The sequence below is a fragment of the Shewanella polaris genome, assembly GCF_006385555.1.
GTDB lineage: Bacteria > Pseudomonadota > Gammaproteobacteria > Enterobacterales > Shewanellaceae > Shewanella > Shewanella polaris.
On record NZ_CP041036.1, the window covers coordinates 950,986 to 975,675 of the forward strand.

Annotated in this window: 27 protein-coding genes; 14 read left to right on the plus strand and 13 right to left on the minus strand. The window is 40.4% G+C overall.

What is annotated here, in order from left to right:
* Positions 1 to 35 precede the first annotated feature (35 nt).
* Complete coding sequence (locus FH971_RS04120; RefSeq protein WP_140233456.1) at positions 36 to 590, minus strand: thioredoxin family protein; 555 nt, start codon at positions 588 to 590, stop codon at positions 36 to 38.
* Positions 591 to 720: 130 nt separating this feature from the next.
* Here FH971_RS04120 and FH971_RS04125 point away from each other — a divergent pair, with 130 nt between their 5' ends.
* On the plus strand, positions 721 to 1,338 hold the full coding sequence (locus FH971_RS04125) for a LysE family translocator (RefSeq protein ID WP_140233457.1): 618 nt from the start codon (positions 721 to 723) through the stop codon (positions 1,336 to 1,338).
* Positions 1,339 to 1,577: 239 nt separating this feature from the next.
* On the opposite strand, the gene FH971_RS04130 is transcribed toward FH971_RS04125, so the two are convergent.
* Both FH971_RS04130 and FH971_RS04135 read right to left on the minus strand, forming a co-directional pair.
* On the minus strand, positions 1,578 to 1,904 hold the full coding sequence (locus tag FH971_RS04130; protein WP_137222607.1) for a DUF3144 domain-containing protein: 327 nt from the start codon (positions 1,902 to 1,904) through the stop codon (positions 1,578 to 1,580).
* Between the two features lie 71 nt (positions 1,905 to 1,975).
* Complete coding sequence (locus FH971_RS04135) at positions 1,976 to 2,527, minus strand: type II secretion system protein (RefSeq protein ID WP_167495982.1); 552 nt, start codon at positions 2,525 to 2,527, stop codon at positions 1,976 to 1,978.
* A gap of 100 nt (positions 2,528 to 2,627) precedes the next feature.
* Here FH971_RS04135 and ung point away from each other — a divergent pair, with 100 nt between their 5' ends.
* Entirely contained in the window at positions 2,628 to 3,290 is a 663-nt protein-coding gene (gene ung / locus FH971_RS04140) for a uracil-DNA glycosylase (protein WP_140233459.1), read from the plus strand.
* A gap of 83 nt (positions 3,291 to 3,373) precedes the next feature.
* On the opposite strand, the gene ispB is transcribed toward ung, so the two are convergent.
* Positions 3,374 to 4,345 carry an octaprenyl diphosphate synthase gene (gene ispB / locus FH971_RS04145; protein ID WP_140233460.1) on the minus strand — a complete coding sequence of 324 codons (972 nt, stop codon included), beginning with the start codon at positions 4,343 to 4,345 and terminating at the stop codon, positions 3,374 to 3,376.
* A 405-nt stretch (positions 4,346 to 4,750) separates the two neighbouring features.
* On the opposite strand from ispB, the gene rplU reads away from it, so the two are divergent.
* The 7 genes from rplU to FH971_RS04180 all read left to right on the plus strand — a co-directional run bounded on the left by rplU (position 4,751) and on the right by FH971_RS04180 (position 8,940).
* On the plus strand, positions 4,751 to 5,062 hold the full coding sequence (gene rplU / locus FH971_RS04150; RefSeq protein ID WP_137222599.1) for a 50S ribosomal protein L21: 312 nt from the start codon (positions 4,751 to 4,753) through the stop codon (positions 5,060 to 5,062).
* A 16-nt stretch (positions 5,063 to 5,078) separates the two neighbouring features.
* Entirely contained in the window at positions 5,079 to 5,333 is a 255-nt protein-coding gene (rpmA, locus tag FH971_RS04155) for a 50S ribosomal protein L27 (protein ID WP_011638531.1), read from the plus strand.
* Positions 5,334 to 5,540: 207 nt separating this feature from the next.
* Positions 5,541 to 6,707, plus strand: coding sequence for an Obg family GTPase CgtA (cgtA, locus tag FH971_RS04160; RefSeq protein ID WP_140233461.1), 1,167 nt, complete (start codon positions 5,541 to 5,543; stop codon positions 6,705 to 6,707).
* 20 nt (positions 6,708 to 6,727) lie between these two features.
* Positions 6,728 to 7,486, plus strand: coding sequence for a threonine/serine exporter family protein (locus FH971_RS04165; RefSeq protein WP_140233462.1), 759 nt, complete (start codon positions 6,728 to 6,730; stop codon positions 7,484 to 7,486).
* Positions 7,486 to 7,956, plus strand: coding sequence for a threonine/serine exporter family protein (locus FH971_RS04170; RefSeq protein ID WP_137222593.1), 471 nt, complete (start codon positions 7,486 to 7,488; stop codon positions 7,954 to 7,956). The genes FH971_RS04165 and FH971_RS04170 overlap by 1 nt, the downstream gene beginning before the upstream one ends.
* A gap of 19 nt (positions 7,957 to 7,975) precedes the next feature.
* On the plus strand, positions 7,976 to 8,458 hold the full coding sequence (folA, locus tag FH971_RS04175) for a type 3 dihydrofolate reductase (protein ID WP_140233463.1): 483 nt from the start codon (positions 7,976 to 7,978) through the stop codon (positions 8,456 to 8,458).
* Between the two features lie 95 nt (positions 8,459 to 8,553).
* On the plus strand, positions 8,554 to 8,940 hold the full coding sequence (locus FH971_RS04180; protein WP_140233464.1) for a DUF3718 domain-containing protein: 387 nt from the start codon (positions 8,554 to 8,556) through the stop codon (positions 8,938 to 8,940).
* Between the two features lie 269 nt (positions 8,941 to 9,209).
* Here the strand turns inward: FH971_RS04180 and FH971_RS04185 are convergent, their stop codons facing one another.
* The 7 genes from FH971_RS04185 to lptD form a co-directional block, all read right to left on the minus strand.
* Positions 9,210 to 11,231, minus strand: a complete 2,022-nt coding sequence (locus FH971_RS04185) for a methyl-accepting chemotaxis protein (protein WP_140233465.1) — start codon at positions 11,229 to 11,231, stop codon at positions 9,210 to 9,212.
* A gap of 139 nt (positions 11,232 to 11,370) precedes the next feature.
* Entirely contained in the window at positions 11,371 to 12,189 is an 819-nt protein-coding gene (locus FH971_RS04190; protein WP_140233466.1) for a symmetrical bis(5'-nucleosyl)-tetraphosphatase, read from the minus strand.
* Between the two features lie 3 nt (positions 12,190 to 12,192).
* On the minus strand, positions 12,193 to 12,573 hold the full coding sequence (gene apaG / locus FH971_RS04195; protein ID WP_137222583.1) for a Co2+/Mg2+ efflux protein ApaG: 381 nt from the start codon (positions 12,571 to 12,573) through the stop codon (positions 12,193 to 12,195).
* A gap of 50 nt (positions 12,574 to 12,623) precedes the next feature.
* Positions 12,624 to 13,430, minus strand: coding sequence for a 16S rRNA (adenine(1518)-N(6)/adenine(1519)-N(6))-dimethyltransferase RsmA (rsmA, locus tag FH971_RS04200; protein WP_140233467.1), 807 nt, complete (start codon positions 13,428 to 13,430; stop codon positions 12,624 to 12,626).
* A gap of 9 nt (positions 13,431 to 13,439) precedes the next feature.
* A complete protein-coding gene (gene pdxA / locus FH971_RS04205; RefSeq protein ID WP_140233468.1) occupies positions 13,440 to 14,423 on the minus strand; it encodes a 4-hydroxythreonine-4-phosphate dehydrogenase PdxA in 984 nt (327 codons plus the stop codon).
* A gap of 9 nt (positions 14,424 to 14,432) precedes the next feature.
* The gene (surA, locus tag FH971_RS04210) at positions 14,433 to 15,737 is read right to left on the minus strand and encodes a peptidylprolyl isomerase SurA (protein WP_140233469.1); all 1,305 of its coding nucleotides are present in this window, start codon (positions 15,735 to 15,737) and stop codon (positions 14,433 to 14,435) included.
* Positions 15,738 to 15,877: 140 nt separating this feature from the next.
* On the minus strand, positions 15,878 to 18,172 hold the full coding sequence (lptD, locus tag FH971_RS04215; RefSeq protein ID WP_140233470.1) for an LPS assembly protein LptD: 2,295 nt from the start codon (positions 18,170 to 18,172) through the stop codon (positions 15,878 to 15,880).
* Between the two features lie 144 nt (positions 18,173 to 18,316).
* Here lptD and FH971_RS04220 point away from each other — a divergent pair, with 144 nt between their 5' ends.
* The 5 genes from FH971_RS04220 to FH971_RS04240 all read left to right on the plus strand — a co-directional run bounded on the left by FH971_RS04220 (position 18,317) and on the right by FH971_RS04240 (position 22,474).
* Positions 18,317 to 19,417 carry an aminoglycoside phosphotransferase family protein gene (locus tag FH971_RS04220; RefSeq protein ID WP_140233471.1) on the plus strand — a complete coding sequence of 367 codons (1,101 nt, stop codon included), beginning with the start codon at positions 18,317 to 18,319 and terminating at the stop codon, positions 19,415 to 19,417.
* Positions 19,414 to 20,097: an N-acetylmuramate alpha-1-phosphate uridylyltransferase MurU gene (gene murU, locus FH971_RS04225; RefSeq protein WP_140233472.1), complete on the plus strand. Its 684-nt coding sequence runs from the start codon at positions 19,414 to 19,416 to the stop codon at positions 20,095 to 20,097. The genes FH971_RS04220 and murU overlap by 4 nt, the downstream gene beginning before the upstream one ends.
* A 66-nt stretch (positions 20,098 to 20,163) precedes the next feature.
* A complete protein-coding gene (djlA, locus tag FH971_RS04230; protein WP_140233473.1) occupies positions 20,164 to 20,937 on the plus strand; it encodes a co-chaperone DjlA in 774 nt (257 codons plus the stop codon).
* Between the two features lie 41 nt (positions 20,938 to 20,978).
* Positions 20,979 to 21,932, plus strand: coding sequence for a D-2-hydroxyacid dehydrogenase (locus FH971_RS04235; protein ID WP_140233474.1), 954 nt, complete (start codon positions 20,979 to 20,981; stop codon positions 21,930 to 21,932).
* Between the two features lie 95 nt (positions 21,933 to 22,027).
* The gene (locus FH971_RS04240; protein WP_137222565.1) at positions 22,028 to 22,474 is read left to right on the plus strand and encodes a hypothetical protein; all 447 of its coding nucleotides are present in this window, start codon (positions 22,028 to 22,030) and stop codon (positions 22,472 to 22,474) included.
* A 61-nt stretch (positions 22,475 to 22,535) separates the two neighbouring features.
* Here the strand turns inward: FH971_RS04240 and purT are convergent, their stop codons facing one another.
* Positions 22,536 to 23,726 (minus strand): formate-dependent phosphoribosylglycinamide formyltransferase, encoded by a 1,191-nt coding sequence (gene purT, locus FH971_RS04245; RefSeq protein ID WP_140233475.1) that lies wholly within the window; start codon positions 23,724 to 23,726, stop codon positions 22,536 to 22,538.
* Positions 23,727 to 24,033: 307 nt separating this feature from the next.
* The gene (locus tag FH971_RS04250; RefSeq protein WP_140233476.1) at positions 24,034 to 24,669 is read right to left on the minus strand and encodes a peroxiredoxin-like family protein; all 636 of its coding nucleotides are present in this window, start codon (positions 24,667 to 24,669) and stop codon (positions 24,034 to 24,036) included.
* Between the last annotated feature and the right edge of the window lie 21 nt (positions 24,670 to 24,690).

Below are 24,690 nucleotides of genomic sequence, written 5' to 3' on the forward strand. Positions count from 1 at the left end.
TTTTCGCACTATGTATACAATAATAGCCTCATAAATTATCGCAGAATGTTGACGCTTTTATGGTTTGCTAACGATAAGGCTTGATAAAGATCGTCGATAACAAGCGCTTTGGGCAGTTCTATTCCCTCAGGGTAACTTGATCCATATACTTTATTAAAAGGCGTTCCAGCAGCTGCCTGTTGGCCCATATATCGTTCAATGACCTCGTCGGCTTGAGTCCAGTTTCCTTGCATTAAGATAATCTGTGGGTCATTTAAGCGCTCCACCACTTGCTCCCGATAAAGGACATTGGCTTTATTCGTTTGGCAGGGCACACACCAGTCTGCTGTGATATCAACAAAGACAATTTTACCTTGTTCAACATAGGCGGCAATTTTTTCAGGTTGAAGCGGTTGCCAGCGTAATTTTTGGTAGGTTTGATAATTTTCACCCTGATTAACAAAGGAAATAATCCCCGCAAAACATACCCCCATAAACCCGAGCATAATGATGACTAAAGTCGGAATTGATTTTCCTCGGATTTTAGCCCAAATAAGCCCTATAACAGCACTGAAAATAACCACCAGTAATATCATCATTAATATCTTCATCGGTTTCCTTTGTAAATACGGTAATATATCAATCCATTATCAATGGCGATACGTTAGCAGTACACACTTAATTGGCTGTTAAAATGGAATGGTTAGCCAAATAGAATCTGTTATTGCAACAAGAGGTGTTATGACGTTAAGTACGTGGTTAGGGTTATTAGCAATATGCTGTTTGGGCGCGATGTCTCCGGGACCCAGTTTAGCTATGGTGGTGAGGCATACTCTCAGTGGCGGAAGATTACACGGTGTGGTGTGTGCTTGGGCCCATTCAATTGGTATTGGTGTCTATGCACTTGTGACGTTATTAGGGTTGGCGGCAGTATTAAAAGCCTCGCCATTAATGTTTAATACCATAGCATTAATGGGGGCATTTTACTTAGCTTGGATGGGCATTCAAGCGCTTAGTTCTAAAGGCGGGTTGCAGAAAAAGTTAACCGCAGGAAAGCCAACAAGTTTATGGGTGGCTGCTCGAAACGGTCTCGCAATTTCTCTTTTAAACCCCAAAATTTTATTGTTCTTTTTAGCTTTGTTTAGCCAGTTTGTATTGGCCGCACAAACCACAACGGGACAGGCTTTAATCGTGGTTACACCGTTAATTATGGATGGCTTGTGGTATACCATTATTGCGTTTGTGTTATCACATTCTGCTGTATTGCCTAGATTACGAGACAAGGCTAAGCTAATCGATAGGTTATCTGGGGTTGTGCTGATTTTACTTGCGATAAGAGTTGTTTATACCATTTTATAGCGCTCAAACAATTAAAATCTAATAAAGGGCATTTACCAGTTTCATTTTGGGGTTGCGTCCTGCTTCGTCGTGAATTCGGGAGTAGCAATGAATAATGACTAATCTTGCGATAATCTAAGGGTAATAAAAAATCCCTATCAGTAATCTGATGGGGATTCTTCTATTGTTTAATTAGCATTAAATGACTGCTAATTAGTTGCGATAACTTTTCGCAACTTTTCGCTAATTATGAATTAGCTTTAGTCAGCTTTAAACATTTGCACGCTATCATCGCTAACTTGCTCTTTTTTTGGTGCTGCGACTGGCGGATTAGCAATATGATCCTCTAAATTTTCTTTTAGCATGGCTTTGTACTCATCAGAAAACCAAGCTAATGCATGATCTTTTTCTGCAGCGAGATCGGATGATTTAAGCGAAGCTTCAAACGCATTAAAACGTGCGGAAGCAAATCTCATTGCGGTACCGACTTTGCCAATATCATTTTCTTGTTGGCTTAATTGATTGGCGAGGGCAATAAATTGGTCAGCTATTTGATACATTGTTAATTCTGTTTTTGGTTCAGACATCAGATCCACTTTTTCGATGAGTTAATTTCCATTGAGTGTAACGTCTTTAATTGAAAATATCAGGTAAAAAATTAACTATTGGGATCTGAATCTACCAACACTCGGCCGTCACGTGAATCATAATATATTGATAAAAGTGGTAGTGGGTTGTAGTAATAACGACACTGATCTGGGCTGATATACTCTGCTTTGTAATCAGATGTATCTTCATCTGCACTGCTTGAAACGCTTGGGCCATCTAGTAGCAGTGTCGGCCAGACTGAGAGGCAATCATTGGTGTTATTCAATCTTGGTGAAGCTTCATAAGGGGTATAATGTTGCGCAGGATAACCCCATAGATTTATATCCAATTGGCCATCGGTTCCAGCTTGGCTGAAAATAACCAAATTATCAGCAGGACCAGAATAGCCCAAAGTGGCCCACTTAACATGAGCCAGCGTTATTGCTGAAGAAAATGCTCCACCAGTTGCTTTAACGGAAGCAATTTTTGCATCTTGACCTAAATCTAAAAATTTGGGTAATGCTATAACAGCAAGAATTCCGAGGATTATAATCACGACCACTAATTCTATTAGGGTAAATCCAGATTCGTTCGTGTTGTTAGTTATATTCAATGGCATCATACTCATTTTTATGTGTATTTATGACGTTTGACAATGATAAATCAAATTACCTATTGATAGATAGGTTTTATCAGTGTGGCGCTTATTTTAAGGAAAGTGGATGACTAAGCATTGGCAAGAATTTATTCAGCAACAACAGAACCAAGTCTATTATCAGCAACTTCAGTCGTTTATTACCCAACAACGTAATGAGGGGAAAACGATATACCCACCTGAAAATGAGGTGTTTTCTGCTTTTCAATTAACACCACTAGAGCAAGTTAAAGTCGTGATATTAGGCCAAGATCCATATCATGGGCCAGATCAAGCTCATGGGTTATCTTTTTCAGTAAAAACAGGCATTAAACCACCACCATCATTAGTTAATATTTATAAAGAATTACAGAATGATATTGAAGGGTTTATCGTACCCAACCATGGTAATTTGACGGCTTGGGCAAAGCAGGGCGTTTTACTATTAAATACGGTGTTAACGGTTGAACAAGGGAAAGCTCATTCTCATGCTAAAGCGGGTTGGCAAGCGTTTACTGATAATGTCTTGAAACGATTAAATCAGCAATCAACGCCGATTATATTTGTGTGTTGGGGGAATTATGCGATTAAAAAAGGCCAGCTGATTACAGCATCTCATCACCATATTCTGAATGGCCCACATCCATCGCCATTATCGGCTTATCGTGGTTTTTTTGGTTGCGGTCATTTCTCAAATATAAATCGATTATTACTTGAAGATGGGGATAAACCTATCAATTGGCAAGTGTAATAAAAAAGGTATGAATTTAATATTCATACCTTTTTTAAATCAATTGCATCAGTAACTGAATAAAATTCCTGACTAACTTGTATTTAATTACTGCGATTAACTGACAAATGGGCCAGCGAAATTAAAGCCTGTTTATAGTCACTTTCAGGAAAAATACTTAAGGCATTAATGGCTTTTTGTGACTCAGCTTGAGCTTTTTCTTGCGTATAAACTAATGCGCCAGATTCATCTAAAGCAACTAAAATCTCATCAATGACTTTTGACCCGTCGCTTTGTTCAATCGCTTCTCGTATGAGTTTTTTAGCAGTGTCAGAACCATTTTCCATTGCATAAATTAACGGTAATGTAGGTTTGCCTTCCGCAAGATCATCCCCGATGTTTTTTCCTAATTCATCAGCGTTAGCTGTGTAATCAAGTAAATCATCAGTGAGCTGAAAAGCTGTACCAAGGTATTTACCGTAATCAGCCAAGGCTTGTTCTTGTTCTGGGGTGGCATTTGCTAATACACCTGCTAACTGAGTTGCCGCTTCAAACAATTTTGCGGTTTTACAGTAAATAACCCGCATATAGTTTGCTTCTGTGGTATCAGGATCATTACAGTTCATTAACTGTAATACTTCACCCTCAGCTAGCACGTTAGTGGTATGAGCAAGGACTTGAAGCACTTTCATATTGTCGAGATCAGTCATCATTTGAAATGACCGCGTATATAAAAAGTCACCTACTAGTACGCTAGCACTATTCCCAAATAAAGCATTGGCTGTTTCACGGCCGCGTCTAAGTGTCGATTCATCAACAACATCGTCATGTAGTAAAGACGCTGTATGGATAAATTCGATAATGGCAGCGAGTTTAAGGTGTTGTTCGCCTTGATAGTCAACGGTTCGGGCGGCTAATACTGATAATAACGGACGTAAACGTTTACCACCGCCATTGATAATGTAGAAACCTAATTGATTAATTAAGGCTACATCAGACTCAAGTTGTTTATATATCAGCTGATTGACTGCTTGCATATCAGTGTCAGCCAGTTGACGAATGGCGTTTAAATCCATAATAGTCTCTGGTTGTTGGACGACAGGGCTTACACCCTTAATTTAGTTATATCGAATTAGAGCGCATATCTTACAGGATATCAGCGCCATTTTTCAAAGTATGTATTCGTATAATTGCGCTTTAAAAAAACGGATGTTGCAAAAGATTGTTGAATTATTATCAATTTACCTATAAAACTTAAGTATAATTTAGCATTAACATGTTAGCTAAATTTTGAAGATTACACATTAGCTATTAATGAATAGTGTGCAGTAATAAGGCCTTTTTTAGTTGATTGTGAATTAAGGCTTGCCGGATGACAATTCTTCGCGTAAAATCCGCGCCCATTGTCATTAAAAGTTTTTTAGCACCTAGTCTCGTCAATAATATGAGTTAGTGTGTTAGTCATTTGGAGTAAAATAGCCATGTACGCTGTTTTTCAAAGTGGCGGAAAGCAACATCGTGTTGCTGAAGGTCATACAGTTCGTTTAGAAAAATTAGAAGTTGCTACTGGTGAAACCGTAGAATTCGATCAAGTTTTATTGATTGCAGATGGTGAAACAGTACATGTTGGTGCTCCTTTAGTTGCTGGCGGTAAAGTCGTAGCTGAAGTAGTTGGCCACGGTCGCGGCGAAAAGGTAACTATCGTCAAGTTCCGTCGTCGTAAGCATCACGACAAGAAGATGGGCCATCGTCAATGGTTCACCGAAGTTAAAATCACTGCGATCAGCGCATAATTTAGGAGTCTAACTCATGGCACATAAAAAAGCTGGCGGTTCTACTCGTAACGGCCGCGATTCAGAAAGTAAACGTCTTGGTGTTAAACGCTTTGGCGGTGAATCAGTTCTAGCTGGTAACATTATCGTTCGTCAACGTGGTACTAAGTTCCACGCTGGTGTAAACGTAGGTATTGGTCGTGACCATACTTTGTTTGCATTAACAGACGGTAAAGTAAAGTTTCAAGTTAAAGGTCCTAATAACCGTAAGTTTATTAGCATCGAAGCTTAATTCTTTCTAAGCTAGATCTCGAAAGCCCTGCCTATGGTGGGGCTTTTGTGTTTTTTATATCATTAAACTATTATTGGTAGTTTAATGATTTTGTTTATATGCAGTAGGCGATATCGTGATGAATGCTATCTTCAGCGCTTTCCTGCAAATCCCAATGATTTGGGGTTATAATTACAGATTAAGTAGCGTCAGGAGTCAGGAGTCAGTATGAAGTTTGTTGATGAATCGAATATTCGCGTAGAAGCAGGCGACGGCGGAAGCGGTTGCGTGAGTTTTAGACGCGAAAAATATGTTCCAGATGGTGGCCCTGACGGTGGTGATGGCGGTGATGGCGGTAGTGTATATCTACAAGCTAACGAAAACTTAAACACGCTGATTGATTACCGTTTTACTCGTTTCCATATGGCTGAACGAGGAACTAATGGTCGTGGTCGTGATTGTACTGGTCATGGCGGCAATGATTTAGTGCTTCAAGTGCCAGTAGGTACTCGTGCTATCGATCAAGAAACAGATGAGTCACTAGGTGATTTAACTGCACATGGACAAAAACTGCTTGTCGCTAAAGGTGGTTTTCACGGTTTAGGTAATACTCGTTTTAAGAGCAGTACTAACCGAGCTCCACGCCAAAAGACTTTAGGTTCTCCTGGTGAAGTCCGTTCAATTAAACTTGAGCTTTTACTGCTAGCCGATGTTGGTTTGTTAGGCATGCCAAATGCGGGTAAATCGACATTTATTCGTTCGGTATCTCGTGCTACACCTAAAGTGGCAGATTACCCATTTACCACTTTGGTTCCTAATCTTGGTGTGGTTAATCCACGTCCAGGTCAGAGTTTTGTTATTGCAGACATTCCAGGTTTGATTGAAGGTGCTGCTGATGGTGCCGGCCTCGGTATTCGTTTCTTGAAACATCTAGAACGTTGTCGAGTATTACTGCATATCATTGATATTCTTCCTGTTGATGGTTCAGATCCTGTTCATTCTGCACGTGCTATTGTGGGCGAATTAGAAAAGTATTCACCTAAATTAGCCGCTAAGCCTCGTTGGTTAGTCTTTAACAAAACCGATTTGCTACTTGAAGATGAGCTACAAGAAAAAATCGATCACATTGTTAAAGAGCTAGATTGGCAAGGTGATGTGTATACTATGTCTGCTTATAATCGAACAGGTACTGAAGAATTAAGCATTAAGATGCTTGATTATATTAGAAGTTTACCTGCTATTGTTGAAGAAACGATCCCTGATGCTGATGTTGAATTTAAATGGGATAATCATCATAGTGCTGCAGATGAAAATGCTAATGAAGATTATGATGACGACTTTGATGACGACTTTGATGATGATGATTATGATGTAGAAGTTATCTATCAACGCTAATTTACTCATTTGAGAATAACGTGTACGCAGATAGTCAAAATGATATTACTCGCCTTGTAGTACGTTGCGCACAGCTATTGTTGGCTTATGGTGCTGAGTCTGATCTCGTGGAAGAGATTAGCCAGCGCCTTGGTAAAGCATTAGGTATTGCTAGCATTGAATTATCAATTTCCTCCAATTCATTAGTGTTAACGAGTTTAGTGCACGGTCGATGCATCACCACAACTCGTCGTATTCGTGCTCATGGCATTAACATGATGGTGATTTGTGAGATTCAACGAATTTGTATCCTCGCAGAAAAACGCATTTATGGCGCCAACGAAGTTCGTAGACGATTAGCTCACATTAAGCCAAAGTCTTATCCTGCTATTGCTCTCATTCCTATGATCGGTTTGTCTTGTGCCAGTTTTTGTCATTTATTTGATGGCGACTTGTTGGCTTGCATCATTACATTTTTTGCCTCCGCTATTGGGATGATGGTGCGGTTGTTTCTCGCCTCTCGACATTTTAATTTATTGGTCAATTTCTCGCTAACGGCTTTTGTCATTTCAAGTGTTGCCCAAGTGGGTTATATTTGGCCTATTACCGAAACTCCTCAAGCTGCAATGGCGGCAAGTGTGTTGATGTTGATCCCTGGCTTTCCAATGATTAATGCAATTTCAGATATGGTAAAAGGCCACATGAATGTGGGCATTTCTCGGTGGGGTCATGCCACCTTGCTTACCTTAGCATCAGTAATAGGTATTACTATTGCTATGCAATTAGGCGGGATATTTTAATGTTATCCTTTCTAAATCTATTACTTCATGATGCTTTTTTTGCATCGATCCCAGCTGTTGGTTTTGCTATGTTATTTAATGTGCCAAAACGGTATTTAATTTACTGCGCTATCGCGGCAGCTATTGGCCATAGTTCAAGAACGGTACTATTACATTTCTCAATGCCAATTGAATGGGCGACCTTTATCGCAGCAGCCATTGTTGGCTTGATTACCATTCAGTTTGCTAAACGTCATCTTGCACCACCGTTAATGTACGCTGTGGCGGCAATTATTCCCATGGTGCCAGGAACTTATGCATTCAATACTGTCATTGCATTAATCCAACTCACGGCCCAAAGCCAAGTGAGTACAGAGCTCAGTGCTCAAGTCATTGTTAGCGGATTAAAAACCGTATTTATTTTAGGCGCACTTGCTGTCGGATTAGCGTTACCGAGTTTACTTTATTACCGCACCAGACCCATTATTTAACCATAAGGATTATGCTTCAATGCGTATCGCAATGATTGCCGCAATGGCCAATAACAGAGTCATTGGTAAAGACAATAAAATGCCATGGCATTTACCTGAAGATCTTCGTCATTTCAAAGCTGTCACCTTGTCTAAACCTATTGTAATGGGTCGAAAAACATTTGAATCCATCGGACGACCATTACCTGGAAGACTCAATATAGTGATAAGTCGTAATACTGAGTTTAGTCCTGAAGGAGTAACTTGTGTAACAAATTATGAAGATGCAATCGCTGCCGCAGGAGAGTGTGAAGAGTTAGTTATTATTGGTGGTGGCCAACTTTATGCGCAATTATTGCCTAAAACCGACGTTTTATACCTAACTTTGATTGATTTAGACGCTGACGGTGACACTTTCTTTCCCGATTGGGATGATGGTTCTTGGGATTTACAGAGCTCAGTAAATGCAACAAATGATAAAGGGTTGCAATATAGCTTTAACACTTTAGTTAAAAAGTGTTAAATTAGCCTCGTGTACCCTGAGATTATATGAACCAGTTCTCAAAAACTGAAATTGAGTTCATTGCTATATAACTAGAAAGACTAAAGGAGTGTCAGATGCGTGTATTGCCTGTAGCGATTGCGGCCCTGATTGCAGTATCTTTTGTATCAGCGCCTGCTGTTGCGGATACAGATCAATTAGTTGCAAATATTTGTGATTATGTAAAATCAAACGATAAAAACCGTTTGCGTAAAAAAATGAAAGAGAACCGTGTTAAATTACGTAACATCTATTCAGGTATTTCTTGTGATGGCAGCAGTTTATTGCGTACTGCCTACAAGTCGAATGCTAATGATGTCGGTGAGTTTATCGCGAAGCGTATGCCATCTTCTGATCTTTCTGCACCAGAAGCTGATGGGAAAACAATTTTAGATTGGGCTTCTGCTAATGGTCATGATGCAAGTGTTATAACCGTAGCCATAAAAGATCGTATTGGTGGTTAACGCTGGATCTGATGGTAGTCATAACATCAGTTAGTAAAAAGTTAAAACAAAAATGCCGATAAATATTTATCGGCATTTTTGTTCGTTTATTTCATGGCTTATGCAAATTAGATATACCTATTGCAGAGATATGGTAACCACAAACTGACAATCTTTCTCAATTTATCCTGTTCCCAAATTTCTGTGTCATCTGAATAACGATTAAGTTCTTATGACAATAAAAAAGGCCCTATAAGGGCCTTTTTATATTTTAACCTATATGGGGTTAATTAAATCTTAAACTCGCGCACAGAGGCTTGTAGCTCTTCTGCAAGCTTAGCCACTTGATGGCTTGATTGTGCCGTTTGGTCTGCACCAGTTGATGTTTCTTCAGAGATAGACGCAATATGTTCAAGTTTTTCTGAAACTTGTTGGCTAACGATATTTTGCTCTTGAGCAGCATTAGCAATATGGTTACCAGAATCAAAGGCTCGGTGAACAGATTTGCTGATGGTTTCCAAGGCTACATTCGATTGCTCATTCTTCTCAACACAGCTATCAGCTTGGGTACGGCCCAATTCCATTACCGCAACAGCTTCTTGAGCGCCAAGTTGCAACACTTCAATCATTTGTTGAATTTCACTTGTTGAATGTTGAGTTCTTGATGCTAAGTTACGGACTTCATCTGCAACAACGGCAAAGCCACGTCCTTGTTCACCTGCTCTAGCGGCCTCAATGGCAGCGTTGAGGGCAAGCAAGTTAGTTTGATCTGCAATGCCACGGATTACATCTAAAATAGAGCCAATCGATGCACTGTCAGAATGTACTTTATTGATGACAACTCCAGCTTTAGCAACTTCTTCTGCAAGGGCGAGAATAGTATTTTTACTTTCTTCTGCAAGCGCACGCATGTGCTGGGTTTCTTCGTCGGCTTGTTTAATCTCATTAAGTGCTTGATCGGCACTCATGGAGACTTGTTGTGCACTTGAACTTAGTTCTGTCGTTGCTGCGGCGACTTGATCAACTTGACTCTTTTGCTCTTGAATACCAATCGTTGTTTGAGAGGTAATCGCTGAGGTTTCTTCTGCTGCAGCGGCTAACTGGTTTGAACGATCCACAATACCTATAATTAGACTGCGTAAACTGTCGACGAGTCGGTTGCAGTTTTTGGCTAATTCCGCAAACTCATCATGACCCGTGTCATCTAATTTATGAGTTAAATCACCGGATGCCAGTACATTCAATGCTTTGTTGACCTCTCCGAGTGATTTTGTCAGCGGTTTAACGACTGCAATACTCACAATAATAGAAACAACGATAGCCGTTAATACCACTAATAAGGTTTTTATCGTCGCTGAGTCAATAATGTCTATCGCGTTATTACTGATTTCTCCAGCGAAAGTGTCGATTGCTTTTGCAAGGGTAGTCATTCTTTTATTGACTAATTTAGAAATACTTTGAGTTTGAGTTAGTAGTTTCTCTGCCGTAAAACCATGGGTTAACTGTTTTTGTTTTAATGCTTGAATCGAATCTGCACCATTAAGTAATTTGAATACTTTTGTTGATTCGGTTGATAGATCTTCTAAGGTTGAACTGCTTATAACACCACTACCTTGACGATTTATATACTCAAGTTTAGCCTTAGTTTCACTGGCCATGTAGTCCAGTTCTTTGATGATAAGATCATATTTATTTTGTTCAGTAGCACCAACAAGATCATAAATCGTGGTAATGGTGTTGATAAACATGGTGTCAACTAAACTTGCTGTTGCTGCGAGGCTTTTCTCTGTTTCATCTTCACTGGACTCTAGATCAATGATGTCTAATAAAATTGATGATGCATCGTCGGCAGCATTTTCAAACGTGTTACGTAATTTAAGTAATTGCTCTTGCTGGCTTAATGAACTTTCCTGTTCAACTAACATTTGTTCCGCTTTTTGTTCATAAATTCGGTAAGATTTTGTCAGTTCAATAAGAGGCGATGTAAGTTGCGATTGAGATTCTACTAGACTATTTAAACGAGTAATATCTGCTTCGAAAGCATTATTAAGTTCAGCAAGGTTTTTTGTAATAGGAGGTATTTTCGAAGAATGGTCACTGTAAAAAGCCAACAAAGTTTCATTTTGTTGAGTACTAAGATTCTCACTCAAAATACTGGTGGTTTCTAACGCGGGCAAACTCACCGTTTTAAGAATAGTGGTTCCGTCTTTAATGCTGTTGTTACTCATTAGAGTAACACCACCAAGGATCAGCAGTAACAGCGTCACAACGGTAAAACCGCCAATGACTCTGGTCGCTACATTAATTTTCATAAAGTACTCCGGCTATTATAATTAGATCCTGCTTATGCTGTATTTTACTATATTGAATTTATTTTAGGGCAGTTGTTTCTCAGGCAAGTGTAACAAATTCTAACTTAAACTATCGGCAAAAGAATACTTTAGTTTAACCTTAAATTAACCTTTGTTGGGTAATTTTTTCATTCTTTTCAAGATGCCATAGGGTTAAGTGCTCTCCCCAACAGCAGCCAGTGTCGAGTGCAAGAATGTGTGAATTGTTCGTTTGGCCCATTAATGCAGCCCAATGACCGAACACTAGTGTGTATTGTGGGCTCGTTTTCGATGGGAATTCAAACCATGGGCATAATTCTACTGAATGCGGTTCATTAGGTGCTGATTTGCATTTAAAATCAAGACTTCCATCAAGATGTAAATATCTCATTCGCGTTAAAGCATTCATACAGTATCGCAATCTGTTTATACCGGTTAATGTTGGTGACCATTGTTCAGCTTCATCAGTAAACATTTTTGCAATTAATTCGGTTAAATAATCATCTTGCTGCAAAGCTAAGCTAACTTGTTTTGCTTCATGTTCTAGGGTCGCAATATCCCATTGAGGAGGTACACCAGCATGGGTCATGATGATATTGTGTTCGGGTAATGTTCTCACTAATGGTTGTTGACGGATCCAATTAACCAAATTATCAATATCTGGTGCATTAAGTAGTTCTTCAAGATGATCTTTTCGACTCACTCGTTTTAATTTACCGTGCAAAGCCAATAGGTGTAAATCATGGTTACCCAGTACCACTTTTGCAGAATCATTTAATGATTGGAAGAAACGAAGTGTTGCTAATGACTCTGTACCTCTGGCAATCAAATCGCCAACAGCCCAAAGCTCATCTTTCGAAGGGTTAAAATCGACTTTTTGCAATAATAACTGCAATTCACTATTACATCCCTGAACATCGCCAACAAAATAGTGTGCCATAAGCTATTGAAATACTCCTGGGACAGCCAAACGAAAAGGTGGAATGGTCGCTAAAAAACGTTCGCCTTTGTGGTCTTCCATACCGTAAAAGCCTTGCATAAATCCAACTGGAGTTTCCAATACGGTACCGCTGGTATATTGATAAGCGGTATTAGGGGCGATAGTCGGCGTTTCACCTACAACACCTGGGCCTTTTACTTCATTCTGTTCGCCTTCTGAATCTGTGATAATCCAATGGCGGTCTTTAAGCGTTACTTTGGTATCGCCCAGATTGATAATGGTAATGGTATAGCTAAAAAGGTATTTATTATCAGCGACATCAGATTGTTGTTCTAAGTATTGGGTGTCGACTTTAATTTTAATAGGCGATTCAACAGGGTTCATTTTACGTCCTAAAGCGAAAGGGCACGCTGAGTTTCAGCATGCCCTTATGATTAATCTTTTTTGTCACACAACATATTAGCCATTGCCACATATTGCGGAACACTTATTTGCTCTGGCCGCAGACTTGGATCAATTTGTAATGTTGCAAAATCGTCGTCTGACAGTAAGGTTTTTAAATTATTACGTAATGTCTTACGGCGCATATTAAATGCCGTCGTGACTAAATGCCTCAATACATCGACATTTTTACATGGCCAAGGTTTGACTTCATAGGGCAATAATCTTACCACTGCAGAATCAACTTTCGGGGCAGGGGTAAAGCTTGTCGGCGGCACTTCCAATACGGGAACCACTTGACAATAATATTGTGCCATTACTGTTAAACGTCCATAAGCTTTAGTACCAGGGCTCGCAGATAAGCGCAGAACGACTTCTTTTTGCAACATAAAGTGCATTGTCTCAATTTGTTCAGCAAACTCAAACAAATGAAACATAAGTGGCGTTGAAATGTTGTAAGGAAGGTTACCAAACACTTTCATTTTTTTGCCAGCTTGTTGCAACTGACTAAAGTCGAACTGTAACGCATCACCTTGATGAATCGTCAGTTTGTCTTTAAGTGTTGGATGGTATTGTAAGCGTTTAACCAAGTCTCTATCTAATTCAACAACGGTTAGGTTATCAATCATGTCTGCAACAGGTTCTGTTAACGCACCCAGACCGGGCCCAATTTCAACGATGATATGGTCATTATCAGGTGCAATTGCACCTACAATGCTGCTGATCACGCCTTGATCAGTTAAGAAGTTTTGTCCAAAACGCTTTCTGGCCGTGTGGCCTAAATGTACTTTATTACTCATTAAAATGGGTTACTTACTTTTTGAGGCCAATTCGATGGCTTTGTTTAATGCACAGGTAAAGCTGCCGCAATCAGCTTTACCACTTCCAGCCAATTCTAGGGCTGTACCATGATCGACTGAAGTACGAATATAAGGTAAACCTAAGGTTATATTGACCGACTTGCCAAATCCTAATGATTTAAGCACAGGTAATCCCTGGTCATGATACATGGCTAATATCACGTCAGCTTGTTCAAGATATTTAGGTTGGAATAGTGTATCTGCCGGCAAAGGGCCAACGATATCCATGCCTTGCTCTCGTAACTCATTGAGTGCAGGAATAATGATATCAATTTCTTCTCGGCCTAAATGACCGTCTTCTCCAGCATGCGGATTGAGACCACACACATAAATTTTGGGTGTACCTAAACCAAACTTACTGACTAACTCGTTGTGTAAAATAGTAATGATATGATGAAGTCTGTCACGGGTAATCGCTTTTGCAACATAGGCTAATGGTATGTGGGTAGTCATTAGTGCTACTTGCAAATTGGGTGCGGCAAGCATCATAACAACATCAGCACAGTTAGCTTGTAATGCAAAAAATTCGGTATGACCACTAAATGGAATACCGGCTTGGTTAATAATTCCTTTATGCACGGGGCCAGTTACGACGGCGTCGAATTCATTCGACATATTTTTTTCACCGGCATAACGTAGAGTCTCGACTACATAATCACTGTTTGCCTCATTCAACACACCGCAGTGTACTTCTTCAGCTAATGTAAAAGGAGCTATGGTTAATGTCCCAGCTGTTTGAGGCTTTGGTTGTTGTGATGGTTGGTAAGGCCTAAGTTGTAAAGGGAGTCCAAGCATTTTGGCGCGTGACATGAGTAGATTAGGATCGGCGCAAACAACTAACTCAACAGGCCATGCCTGTTGAGCGAGTTTGATGACTAAGTCGGGACCTATACCTGCTGGTTCGCCGGGAGTAATTGCAATACGTTTAGTCATGGGTCTTGCTTAACCTCGTCTGCTTTCTGGCTCAATGATTTCAATATACGCTTCAGAGCGCATTTCGTCTAACCAGTTTTGTAGTTCTTCATTAAACTTACGACGGAAGATTAACTGGTGGGCACGGTTACTATTAAATTGTTCAGTGGCATCAGTTTTACGACGCGACTCAAGTTGGACGATATGCCAACCGTGAGTAGTACGAAACGGCTCGCTGATTTGACCTTCTTGAAGACTAGCAAGGGTTTGCGAAAATTCAGGGACATACATGCTTGGATCTGCCCAACCTAATTCACCACCTTTAACTGCAGAGCCTGGGTCTTCTGAGTACTGAGTCGCTAGCTTGGAAAAATCGGCGTCACCAGAACGAAGTTGAGTGACAAAGTTAGTTAACATCGCTTTAGCACGTTCTTCCGATAAAATCGGTGACGGCTTTAATAGGATATGACGAGATTTAACTTCTTCAACCTCTTGTGTTTGCAAGCCACGAGTATCTACAACTTTGATAATGTGAAAGCCAGAACCTGATTTAATAGGGCCAATAATATCACCTTTCTTGGCGCTACTAACGACTTCAGCAAACAATGTTGGCATCTCATTAATGCTCATAAAGTCCCATATACCGCCTTCTAGCGCTTTAGGGCCAGATGAAGATGCAATTGCTGTGCTACGGAAATCGTCCCCATCGTTTAAGCGTTTAAGCACGATATCGGCACGACGGCTAGCACTTTCAAGTTGTTCACTTGTAGGGTTACTTGGTACTTCGATTAGAATGTGACCGATTTGGAACTCAACATCTTTTAAGCCTTGTTCCTGAATTAATTTAACTAAGCTATTAATTTCTTGTGGTGAAACTTGAATACGACGTTGGACTTGAATACGTTGAATTTCACCTAAAGTCACTTCTTGGCGTAATTGTTCACGATACTGGCTAAAACTTGTACCTTCACTTTCAATTGATTGCTGCATTTGGGCAACTGTCATTTTTTGTTCTTTAGCAATATTTTCAATGGTTTGATCTAATTGTAAATCACCAATGTTCAAGCCAATGCGTTCAGCTGTCTGCATTTGTAAATGGGTTAAAATAAGGCGTTCAATAACTTGGGTGCGCAAAGCATCATCTGATGGTAATGTTTGGTTCGCAGCTTTAGCATTCGCTTTAACAGTTGAAATCATGTTGGTGATTTCACTTTCAAGAATGATACCATCATTAATTTGTACTGCTACGCGATCTAATGGCACGGGTACAGCGAAGCTAGTGTGACTTATCGCAAGAGCTAATAATGCAAAAATAATTTTTTTACTGTGTTTCATCCACTAAATCCTTTGGCACATTCAATATAATACAGGCGATTTATCGCCAAATTGGGTCGTTTTATGTTAATTAACAACATAGTTATTGTTATTGGACTATCAGATTGTCGCTAGGTTCAGCAATCTATCACAAAAGAGTGTTAATTCCTTAAGTAAAGTGGCTTACGATAATTAAATAACCCTTCATCGAGCATGTCATCCACACCTAATGGGCCAGAACCACCGAGCCCTTTAATGACAAAGTTAAGGTAAACCCCACTATCAAATTCTTCCATAGCAGTTTGAGATGTGTCGTCATCATAGTTGGTTTTTATACGGTAATGATAGCTCAAGCGTAATGCCCAACAACACGATTCATATTGCACACCTGTGTATGTTTCAATATTACGTGACTTATTGAGATCGTAATAGTAGTTACCCACAAAATATAGGTTGTCACTAATAGGCCAAGATGTACGCATGCCAGCCTGCGAAATATCTACTCGGTCGTTAGTATTTGTATTGAGTAAGTCGGGTACATATCGGTAACTTAGCTGCAATAATTTGTCATTGCTTGGACGATAATCCAAGGTGACTTCATTTTTCTTGTTTTCACCTTTTTCAGTGTCGTGCTGTACAGAGCCACTGATGAACCAATCATTGTATAATTGTGCATCTAACTCAGCTGCTAATACTGAAGTTGATTGAGATTGTTCTTCATTATCATCGATTAAGAGAACTTTAGAGTCTTCGAAGAAAATGATTTGACCGACGCTGAATTTGAATCTTTCATGATTAGTTTCATCAAACAAGCGGGTCGTGAAACCTAATGTAAATTGATTAGCATCTGCCACACGATCTAAACCTGAATATTGGCGATCGCGGAACAGTCCATAGTAGTCTTCTTGCAATTGAGCTGTGTCATAAATACCAATATCAGATTGATCTTCATAGCCGACATAAAGGTATTGGATTTGAGGTTCAATTGTTTGCCTGTATTGCTCATCAAACATTTGTGTTGTTCGTTCAAAATTGACCTGACCATGTAAACGCGCTTGCGGGATCGTACGGCTTACATTGTCTTCTAACGTTGAGTCTTCATCAATGTTTTTTTGCCAATACTGGGTTTGCAGTAATTTAACTTCACTGGTAAACGAACCAGCAGGCCCTTGAATTGGCCAAATTAAGCTAGGCACTAAGTGTAAGCGGGTTGCTGTATTGTACTCGTTATCTTGATGACGAAAGTTAGTGAGCTCAGAGTTAAAATTAAAATCGATAGCTTCAAATAAGTCTGCAGAACGATAATTAAAGTTAAGTTGTGGCATCACTTGATAGGGCTTTTCTTCTTCACCGAGTACTTTTATATCTTGTACGCGCATGTTGAAATCCCAGTTACGTTCAAAATAACTGGCTTCTCCAATTCGCGATAACTGATTGTCGGTTGACTGATTTACATCGGAATTTAAATCGTTGAAATAATTGTTGTCTGACACATCTGTGTAATTAGCTCTTACACGCCAATTTTTATTCAGTGCACCTTGATGACTCCAGTGATAAAGATAACGGTCAGCGTTAGTGCTGAGTTCATTATCACTGGCTATATATTCAAAGTTGAGCTGACCATTTTGTTTTTCTCCAGCCAAATACCTAAATTCAGTTTTGGTGTATAAGCCGCGAGATGACATATAGTCTGGTGTAAAAGTTAAATCATACTCTGGGGCGATATTCCAATAATAAGGCGTACTCACTTCAACACCGTTGGTGGTACTGGTGCTAAAGCTAGGAAATAGAAAACCTGATTTACGTTTGTCTGAAACCGGCACTGTCATATACGGAATGTACAACACAGGGACACCCGCAATACGTAGTTTGGCGTTCCAAATTTCGCCCCATTCCTCGTTGCTGTCAATTTTGATCATATCTGCTTCGAGCAACCATGATTCATCGCCAACGGGGCAGGTGGTGAAGTTGGTTTTTGTCAGCAATAGATTATTGTCTGAAGTGATCTGTAATTTTTCTGCATCACCATGGACTTGTTGTCCATGCAACCAATACTTAGCACCTTCTAACGTAGCATTATTACTGCTCATTTGTGCTTCTAGGGTATCGGCTGTGATGGTAAATAATTCGTCTTTAAATATCAGATTTCCATCAGCATTTAAACGTTGTTCCTTTTGATCTAACACGGCATTATCAGCTGCGATATGACGAAGTCCTTGGCTAAAACTGACATCGCCCGAAAATTCAGCCTGATTATTATAAACAACATTCGAATTATCACTAATAATGACAATTTGATCGTCTGAGATATTAGTTAATGCTGCGCGGTCTTCAAATGAGCGAGACACAGGCGGAGCCACAACGCATTGCAACGCAGGCGCTTCGGTTGTAGTAGGCTCATCGGCCAACACTATGTTTGGGAGTAGGCTTAGTGCCAGAAAATAACGGATCTGCATTGTTGTCAATAATTTATGAATTCTGATTCAGGAAAAGTTTTGGAGAGAAAAAGATACTCAGCTAAGTAAAACATTCCATTCTTTAGCTGTTTCCAAATGTTATGCTGGCTATAATAAAGCAATTTTTCATTAAGAGCCATTGAGATGATTCTATCTGATCCAAGATTTGTCGCGTTAAGTAACTGGTTAAAACAATATTTTGGCGATGAAGTTAGCATTAATTTGATTTGTGGCGATGCCAGTTTTCGACGTTATTTCCGTATTCAACATCAAGGTTGTCATTATATTGTCTCTGATTCGCCTATTGATTTAGTGCCAATAGCCCCTTTTGTTGCAATGGCCAAGGCATACCAATGCGTTGGGCTACTGGTACCTGAAGTACTCGCTACCTGCGAGGAATATGGTTTTGTTTTGCAAACTGATGTTGGTGAATTACAGCTTTTATCGGTGCTGAATAAAGACAATGTGACCGATTATTATCAACAGGCTTTAACGTTATTACCTGTGATTGCAGCTGTAACGGAAACTGATAACGGACCACTAGCCGATTACGATGCGTCTTTTGTGACGAAAGAATTGGCCATTTTTGTCGATTGGTTAATAAAAGAACATTTAAATTACGTATTGACGAGCAATGAACAGCAAATGATTGCCTCCACCTTTAATGCGTTAACCCAAAACGTTATCGCCCAACCTAAAGTAGGGATGCATCGTGATTATCATAGCCGTAATTTATTGCTGAACGACCAAGCTCTTGCTGTGATCGACTTTCAAGACGCGGTGCTTGGCCCGATAACTTATGACGCGGTGTCATTATTGCGCGATTGTTACGTGCGTTGGCCAGACAATATCGTTAATCAGTTGATGATATATCATTATCAACTCGCTATAGAAAAAAAATTAATGGATGAAAGTGTTGAGTTTTCAACTTATAAGCAATGGTTTGATTTAATGGGAATACAGCGCCACATTAAAGCCGCCGGGATTTTTGCACGTTTATATCATCGCGATGGTAAGCGCGGTTATCTGGCGGATATTCCATTAACATTGCAATATATTGTCGATATTGGCGCCCAATACCCACAAATTGCAGACTTCAGTGCCTGGGTAGCTAGCGTTATCCTGCCGTTAGTTAAGCAACAGCCCATTCTCGAAGCCGACAATGAAGCTGGATGTAAAACAGAAAGCAAAGTAGGGAATGCAATAGGCACTGAGGCAAAGAATAAAGCGAGAAATAAACCATGAAAGCAATGATTTTGGCTGCAGGACGAGGCGAACGTTTACGGCCACTAACCGATTCATTGCCTAAACCACTCGTCAATGTTGCAGGTAAACCGTTAATTGAATATCACTTAGAAAAACTGGCCTCAATAGGCGTGACGCATGTGGTGATTAATCAAGCTTGGTTAGGGCATAAGTTACCTGAAATATTGGGTGATGGAAGTCGTTGGGGTTTACTGATTAGCTATAGTGAGGAAACTACGGCGCTAGAAACCGCAGGTGGTATTAAACAAGCATTAACTCTATTGGACGACAAGCCCTTCTTAGTTATTAATGGCGATATTTTTATTGATCACTTGCCAACGTTAGCGTTAGCTTACGAGCAAGTATCACAAGGTTATGCTGATGCTTTTTTGTGGTTAGTCGATAACCCCGAACATCATCCACAAGGTGACTTTGCCATTGCAATGCAAGGCCAATTAAGCCTTAACAGTCAACAACAGTTTACTTATTCTGGAATAGGCATTTATCATCCTCAATTATTTAGCAATCTACCAACAGGCAAGCAAGCGTTAGGGCCATTGCTTAAGCAATCTATTGCTAAGCAACGGGTTTATGGCGAACATTTTAATGGTTATTGGTGTGATGTTGGCACCCTTGAACGGCTAGAACAACTGCAGAGTAGATTACTGACTCAAGGTTAAACCATGTGATTTCGCTTAAGTGATATGCGCGAAAAGTATTAATTATTAACGGTAATGGAAAACAAGATGCGAATTTGGGGTAAAGTTTTTGGGTTTATCATTGGTTTTATGTTTGGGCGATTTTTTGGTGCCATTTTAGGGTTATGGTTAGGTCATGCTTATGACAAACGCCAAGGTTTTACTTCATTAATTCGCAAAGGCGGTGAACGTCAGGCGATGTTTTTCCATTCTACATTTGCGGTGATGGGCCATGTAGCTAAAGCTTCTGGGCGAGTGACCAAAAGCGATATACGTATTGCGACCATGTTAATGGATCAAATGAAGTTGTCTGGACAGTCGCGTATTGATGCGCAAACGGCTTTCCGTGAAGGGCGCCAAGCTGACTTTGATTTAATCAAGCAGCTAGAACTGTTTCGACAAGTCACCCAAGGTCGGATTGAACTAGCGCAGATGTTCTTAGAAATCCAAATACAAACAGCCTTGGTGGATGGCGAGTTACATGCCAATGAAAAACAAATATTGTCAGTTATTGCCCAAAAATTAGGCTTAGGTGCACAACTGGAGGCATTGCTTGCACGTTGGCAGGCTGAGTTTAGCCATCATCAGTCGCCGCAAGGTAATAACATGTCGCTTACTGACGCTTACGTGTTACTTGGAGTACAAGAGTCTGCTAGCGATCAAGATGTAAAACGAACCTACCGTAAATTGATGAATGAACACCATCCAGATAAGCTTGTGGCAAAAGGTCTACCAGAAGAAATGATGGAACTGGCTAATAACAAAGCTCGAGATATTCAAGTCGCATACGAGCGAATTAAAACCTCGCGAGGCATGCGATAACGCAAGCTGATAACGTATTTTTGTTAGGATTGAGGTAATAGATGAAAATAGTGGTATTAGATGGTTATACCCTTAACCCAGGTGATTTGAGTTGGCAGGCGCTTGAAGCATTGGGCCAGTGTGACATTTACGACCATACTACACTGGATCAAATTGTCAGTCGCTGCCAAGGTGCGCAAATGGTACTTACCAATAAAACGGTACTCAGCGCAGAGACCTTAAAGCAGCTGCCCGACTTAGCCTATATTGGCGTTCTAGCCACAGGCACCAATGTGGTCGATGTTGATGCCGCATCAGCACAGGGAATAGTGGTAACCAATATTCCTGCTTACGGTCCTGATGCCGTGGCGCAAATGGTGTTCGCTCATATTCTACATCACCATCAACAGGTAGCCTTACATGACCAAGCCGTTAAGCAAGGGCAGTGGGCTACACAACGAGATTTTTGTTTTACCCTAGCGCCATTGACCTCATTAAAAGGCCTCACTCTCGGCGTTGTGGGTTATGGTGATATTGGCCAACAGGTTGCCAATTTAGGTGTCGCGTTTGGCATGAAAGTATTGATCACCACCACTCAACCCAAAGCAGATTTACCTGATGCTATTCAATGGTGTGATCGCGACAGCTTACTTAAGCAAGCCGATATTATATCGCTACATTGTCCGCTTAATGCCGTGACAAAGTACATGATAAACAATGACAGTTTACGTTTACTTAAACCGGGCTGTTTATTAGTTAATACTGCCCGTGGCGACTTGATTAATGAAAATGATCTCGCTCAATGGCTTAACAATGGTAACGGATTTGCCGCTGTTGATGTGTTATCCACTGAGCCGCCAAGTAGCAATAATCCTTTACTTAGTGCCGCTAACATTACCATTACCCCGCATATCGCATGGGCGACATTACAAGCCAGACAAAATCTGCTTAATATTGCGGTTGATAATGTACGCCAATTTCAACAAGGTAAAGCATTGAATCAGGTTAACGGTTAACGGGATTTATCACTCTGTTATAAATCTTGTATCGACGGGTTAGCACTGTGATTTATAGTGCTAACCTACATTAACAATACGAACGGGATCTGCACATGTCACTCTGGAAAATCTTGTTTGATTTCGTCGATAAAGAACGTACAAGGTTTGATAACGTGCGTCATGACACTCATGCACTGCAATTTGAAATTGAATCGAATATTCATTTTATTGTTGATGGTTTAGCGCAAAAGATTTGTGCCGCCGACATCATCAAGGGTCTAGAAACCCAAGCGTTTGATAAAGCCATGCGATCGGGATTAGATATTCGTCAGGCTAAGTTAGTACCGCGAACCATTGAGGGTTATAAAGAGTTCGATAAATACTTAGGTGAGCCAAGTGGCGTATTGATTAAAAAGCTGTACATAAAAATAACGGTACTGAAAAAACTGATTAACGCGGGTAAACTTGATCAAGATCTTAAACTTAAAGCGCTGTTTCGTTTGCTAATGTTAGTCCATTTTCACTTAGCCGATAAATCACTGCCAACAGTAAAAAGCTAAACCGTAGAAGCTCTACAGTTTAGCTTGTTTTTTTGTTTGCTTCAGTTCAATTCAACTTTGCTTAGAATAACACCTTAATCTTGCTTGCTACTGTCTTGGCTTTTTCTATAGCCGATTCCACAGAGCTATCGCGAGCTAATGCAACACCTAAACGACGGCGTCCATCTATGTCTGGTTTACCAAATAAGCGTAATTGCGTATCCGCAGGCGCTAAAGCCGCGGCCATACCTTGGTAGCGGATATTAGTCGATGTGCCTTCAGCAAGAATAACCGCAGAAGCGCTGGGCCCATGTTGCACAATATTACTGATCGGTAACCCTAAAATCGCGCGTACATGCAGAGCAAATTCCGACAAGTCTTGGCTCATTAAGGTCACTAAGCCCGTATCGTGTGGCCTTGGTGACACTTCAGAAAAATACACCTCATCACCTTTTACAAATAACTCGACCCCAAATAAGCCATAACCACCAAGGGCCTCAACCACTTTTTGACTCATTGCTTGGGCTTTTTGTAGTACTGCCGCCGAGATCGCTTGTGGCTGCCATGATTCACGATAATCACCATCTTCTTGGCGGTGACCTATCGGCTCGCAAAAATGAATCCCATTGACGGCGCTAATAGTCAGGAGGGTAATTTCATAGTCGAAGGGGATAAAGGCTTCAACAATTACGCGTCCTTTGCCAGCACGACCACCTTCTTGAGCGTATGCCCATGCTTGTTGGATAGTGTCGGTCGACTTAATCACGCTCTGTCCTTTGCCTGACGAGCTCATTACTGGCTTAACTACGCATGGAATACCGATATCAGAAACGGCTTGTTCAAACTCGGACTGGGTATCACAGAAATAATATTTTGATGTTGGTACCGCTAAGGTTTCTACTGCAAGTCGGCGAATGCCTTCACGATCCATGGTTAGTTTTGTCGCATTGGCGGTTGGCACCACATGCAAACCTTGCTGTTCTAGTTCTACTAACGTTTGGGTGGCAATAGCTTCAATTTCTGGGATCACTAAATCTGGCTGCTCCAGCTCGATAACGTCTTTTAATGCTTTTGCATCCAGCATGTTAATGACATGGAAACGATGCGCAATTTGCATTGCTGGGGCATTAGGATAGCGATCAACTCCGATAACTTCAATACCGTAACGTTGTAGCTCAATGGCAACTTCTTTGCCAAGCTCTCCACAACCCAATAGCATCGCTTTAATCGTACCAGGAGTATTTGCTGTGCCAAATGTAGTAGGAATAGACATAGTAATTTACAGCCTCTGTGTAGGGATATTTTTATATGCCGAACAGTGTAACGAGGTGAGGTATTAAAAATCCAATATAAAAATCATTAAATGGATAAGACTATGGGTATTTTGTGTTTTTTTGTGATGAAAGATTGTATTTAATTACGATAAGTCTAGATGTATAGGTATGTAGATGTTGACAGTGCCGAGTTTGAGTGAGTAATAGTCACAACACTACGGCGTTGAATTCTAGGGTGCTGATACGATAAAAAAGCCAACATCATGGGGTTAATGTTGGCTAAATATTATTTGAATTTGGAGCTAACTAAGGTTTAACGAGTAACTCAGCAGCAGTTAAAATCAACTCTGGCGCAGGACGAACCTTGTAGTTCGGGTTCACATATTGAAAATGAATCAAACCGCTTTTATCTGCCACATAGACAGCAGGCACTGGCAATACTAAACGTTTATCACCTTGTGGCGTGGTAAATAAGGTGTTGTTGACGTGCAACTTAGCTTGGTAAGTTTTAGTGACTTTTTCACTGGTGTAATAAGCTAAACCAAACGCTTGTGCTGCTGCCATTGACGTGTCTGACAACAATAAATAATCGAGCTCTTGCTTATTCATCGACGCGCGCATTTTTTCAGGGGTGTCAGGTGAAATTCCCACTAACTGGAAACCCATCTCAAGCAGTTTAGGTTCAATTGCTTTTAGCTGACCCATTTGTGAATTACAAAATGGACACCAACCGCCACGGTAAAAGAAGAATATCGTCGGCTTTTGCGCCATAAGCTTACTGAGCTCAATCGCTTTACCATCCACATCTTGCAGGGTAATGGCTGGTATCTGGTGGCCATTGAGTAGCGGCATGACATTATTTTCGTCACTGGCAATAGGCTTAGCCACACTGGCTAAACTGGTTAACGTAAGTGCGGTGGCAACAAGCAGTGTTTTTAACATGATCATTCCTTATAGAGTAAT

Excerpts from the sequence above, each read along its gene's own strand:
- purT (WP_140233475.1), bottom strand. The coding sequence starts at position 23,726 with ATGTCTATTCCTACTACATTTGGCACAGCAAATACTCCTGGTACGATT.
- surA (WP_140233469.1), bottom strand. The coding sequence starts at position 15,737 with ATGAAACACAGTAAAAAAATTATTTTTGCATTATTAGCTCTTGCGATA.
- FH971_RS04240 (WP_137222565.1), top strand. The coding sequence starts at position 22,028 with ATGTCACTCTGGAAAATCTTGTTTGATTTCGTCGATAAAGAACGTACA.
- rpmA (WP_011638531.1), top strand. The coding sequence starts at position 5,079 with ATGGCACATAAAAAAGCTGGCGGTTCTACTCGTAACGGCCGCGATTCA.
- FH971_RS04120 (WP_140233456.1), bottom strand. The coding sequence starts at position 590 with ATGAAGATATTAATGATGATATTACTGGTGGTTATTTTCAGTGCTGTT.
- pdxA (WP_140233468.1), bottom strand. The coding sequence starts at position 14,423 with ATGACTAAACGTATTGCAATTACTCCCGGCGAACCAGCAGGTATAGGT.
- rplU (WP_137222599.1), top strand. The coding sequence starts at position 4,751 with ATGTACGCTGTTTTTCAAAGTGGCGGAAAGCAACATCGTGTTGCTGAA.
- rsmA (WP_140233467.1), bottom strand. The coding sequence starts at position 13,430 with ATGAGTAATAAAGTACATTTAGGCCACACGGCCAGAAAGCGTTTTGGA.
- ispB (WP_140233460.1), bottom strand. The coding sequence starts at position 4,345 with ATGGATTTAAACGCCATTCGTCAACTGGCTGACACTGATATGCAAGCA.
- FH971_RS04135 (WP_167495982.1), bottom strand. The coding sequence starts at position 2,527 with ATGATGCCATTGAATATAACTAACAACACGAACGAATCTGGATTTACC.
- apaG (WP_137222583.1), bottom strand. The coding sequence starts at position 12,573 with ATGAACCCTGTTGAATCGCCTATTAAAATTAAAGTCGACACCCAATAC.
- folA (WP_140233463.1), top strand. The coding sequence starts at position 7,976 with ATGCGTATCGCAATGATTGCCGCAATGGCCAATAACAGAGTCATTGGT.
- cgtA (WP_140233461.1), top strand. The coding sequence starts at position 5,541 with ATGAAGTTTGTTGATGAATCGAATATTCGCGTAGAAGCAGGCGACGGC.
- FH971_RS04220 (WP_140233471.1), top strand. The coding sequence starts at position 18,317 with ATGATTCTATCTGATCCAAGATTTGTCGCGTTAAGTAACTGGTTAAAA.
- lptD (WP_140233470.1), bottom strand. The coding sequence starts at position 18,172 with ATGCAGATCCGTTATTTTCTGGCACTAAGCCTACTCCCAAACATAGTG.
- FH971_RS04250 (WP_140233476.1), bottom strand. The coding sequence starts at position 24,669 with ATGTTAAAAACACTGCTTGTTGCCACCGCACTTACGTTAACCAGTTTA.
- FH971_RS04130 (WP_137222607.1), bottom strand. The coding sequence starts at position 1,904 with ATGTCTGAACCAAAAACAGAATTAACAATGTATCAAATAGCTGACCAA.
- djlA (WP_140233473.1), top strand. The coding sequence starts at position 20,164 with ATGCGAATTTGGGGTAAAGTTTTTGGGTTTATCATTGGTTTTATGTTT.
- murU (WP_140233472.1), top strand. The coding sequence starts at position 19,414 with ATGAAAGCAATGATTTTGGCTGCAGGACGAGGCGAACGTTTACGGCCA.
- FH971_RS04190 (WP_140233466.1), bottom strand. The coding sequence starts at position 12,189 with ATGGCACACTATTTTGTTGGCGATGTTCAGGGATGTAATAGTGAATTG.
- FH971_RS04235 (WP_140233474.1), top strand. The coding sequence starts at position 20,979 with ATGAAAATAGTGGTATTAGATGGTTATACCCTTAACCCAGGTGATTTG.
- FH971_RS04170 (WP_137222593.1), top strand. The coding sequence starts at position 7,486 with ATGTTATCCTTTCTAAATCTATTACTTCATGATGCTTTTTTTGCATCG.
- FH971_RS04125 (WP_140233457.1), top strand. The coding sequence starts at position 721 with ATGACGTTAAGTACGTGGTTAGGGTTATTAGCAATATGCTGTTTGGGC.
- ung (WP_140233459.1), top strand. The coding sequence starts at position 2,628 with ATGACTAAGCATTGGCAAGAATTTATTCAGCAACAACAGAACCAAGTC.
- FH971_RS04185 (WP_140233465.1), bottom strand. The coding sequence starts at position 11,231 with ATGAAAATTAATGTAGCGACCAGAGTCATTGGCGGTTTTACCGTTGTG.
- FH971_RS04180 (WP_140233464.1), top strand. The coding sequence starts at position 8,554 with ATGCGTGTATTGCCTGTAGCGATTGCGGCCCTGATTGCAGTATCTTTT.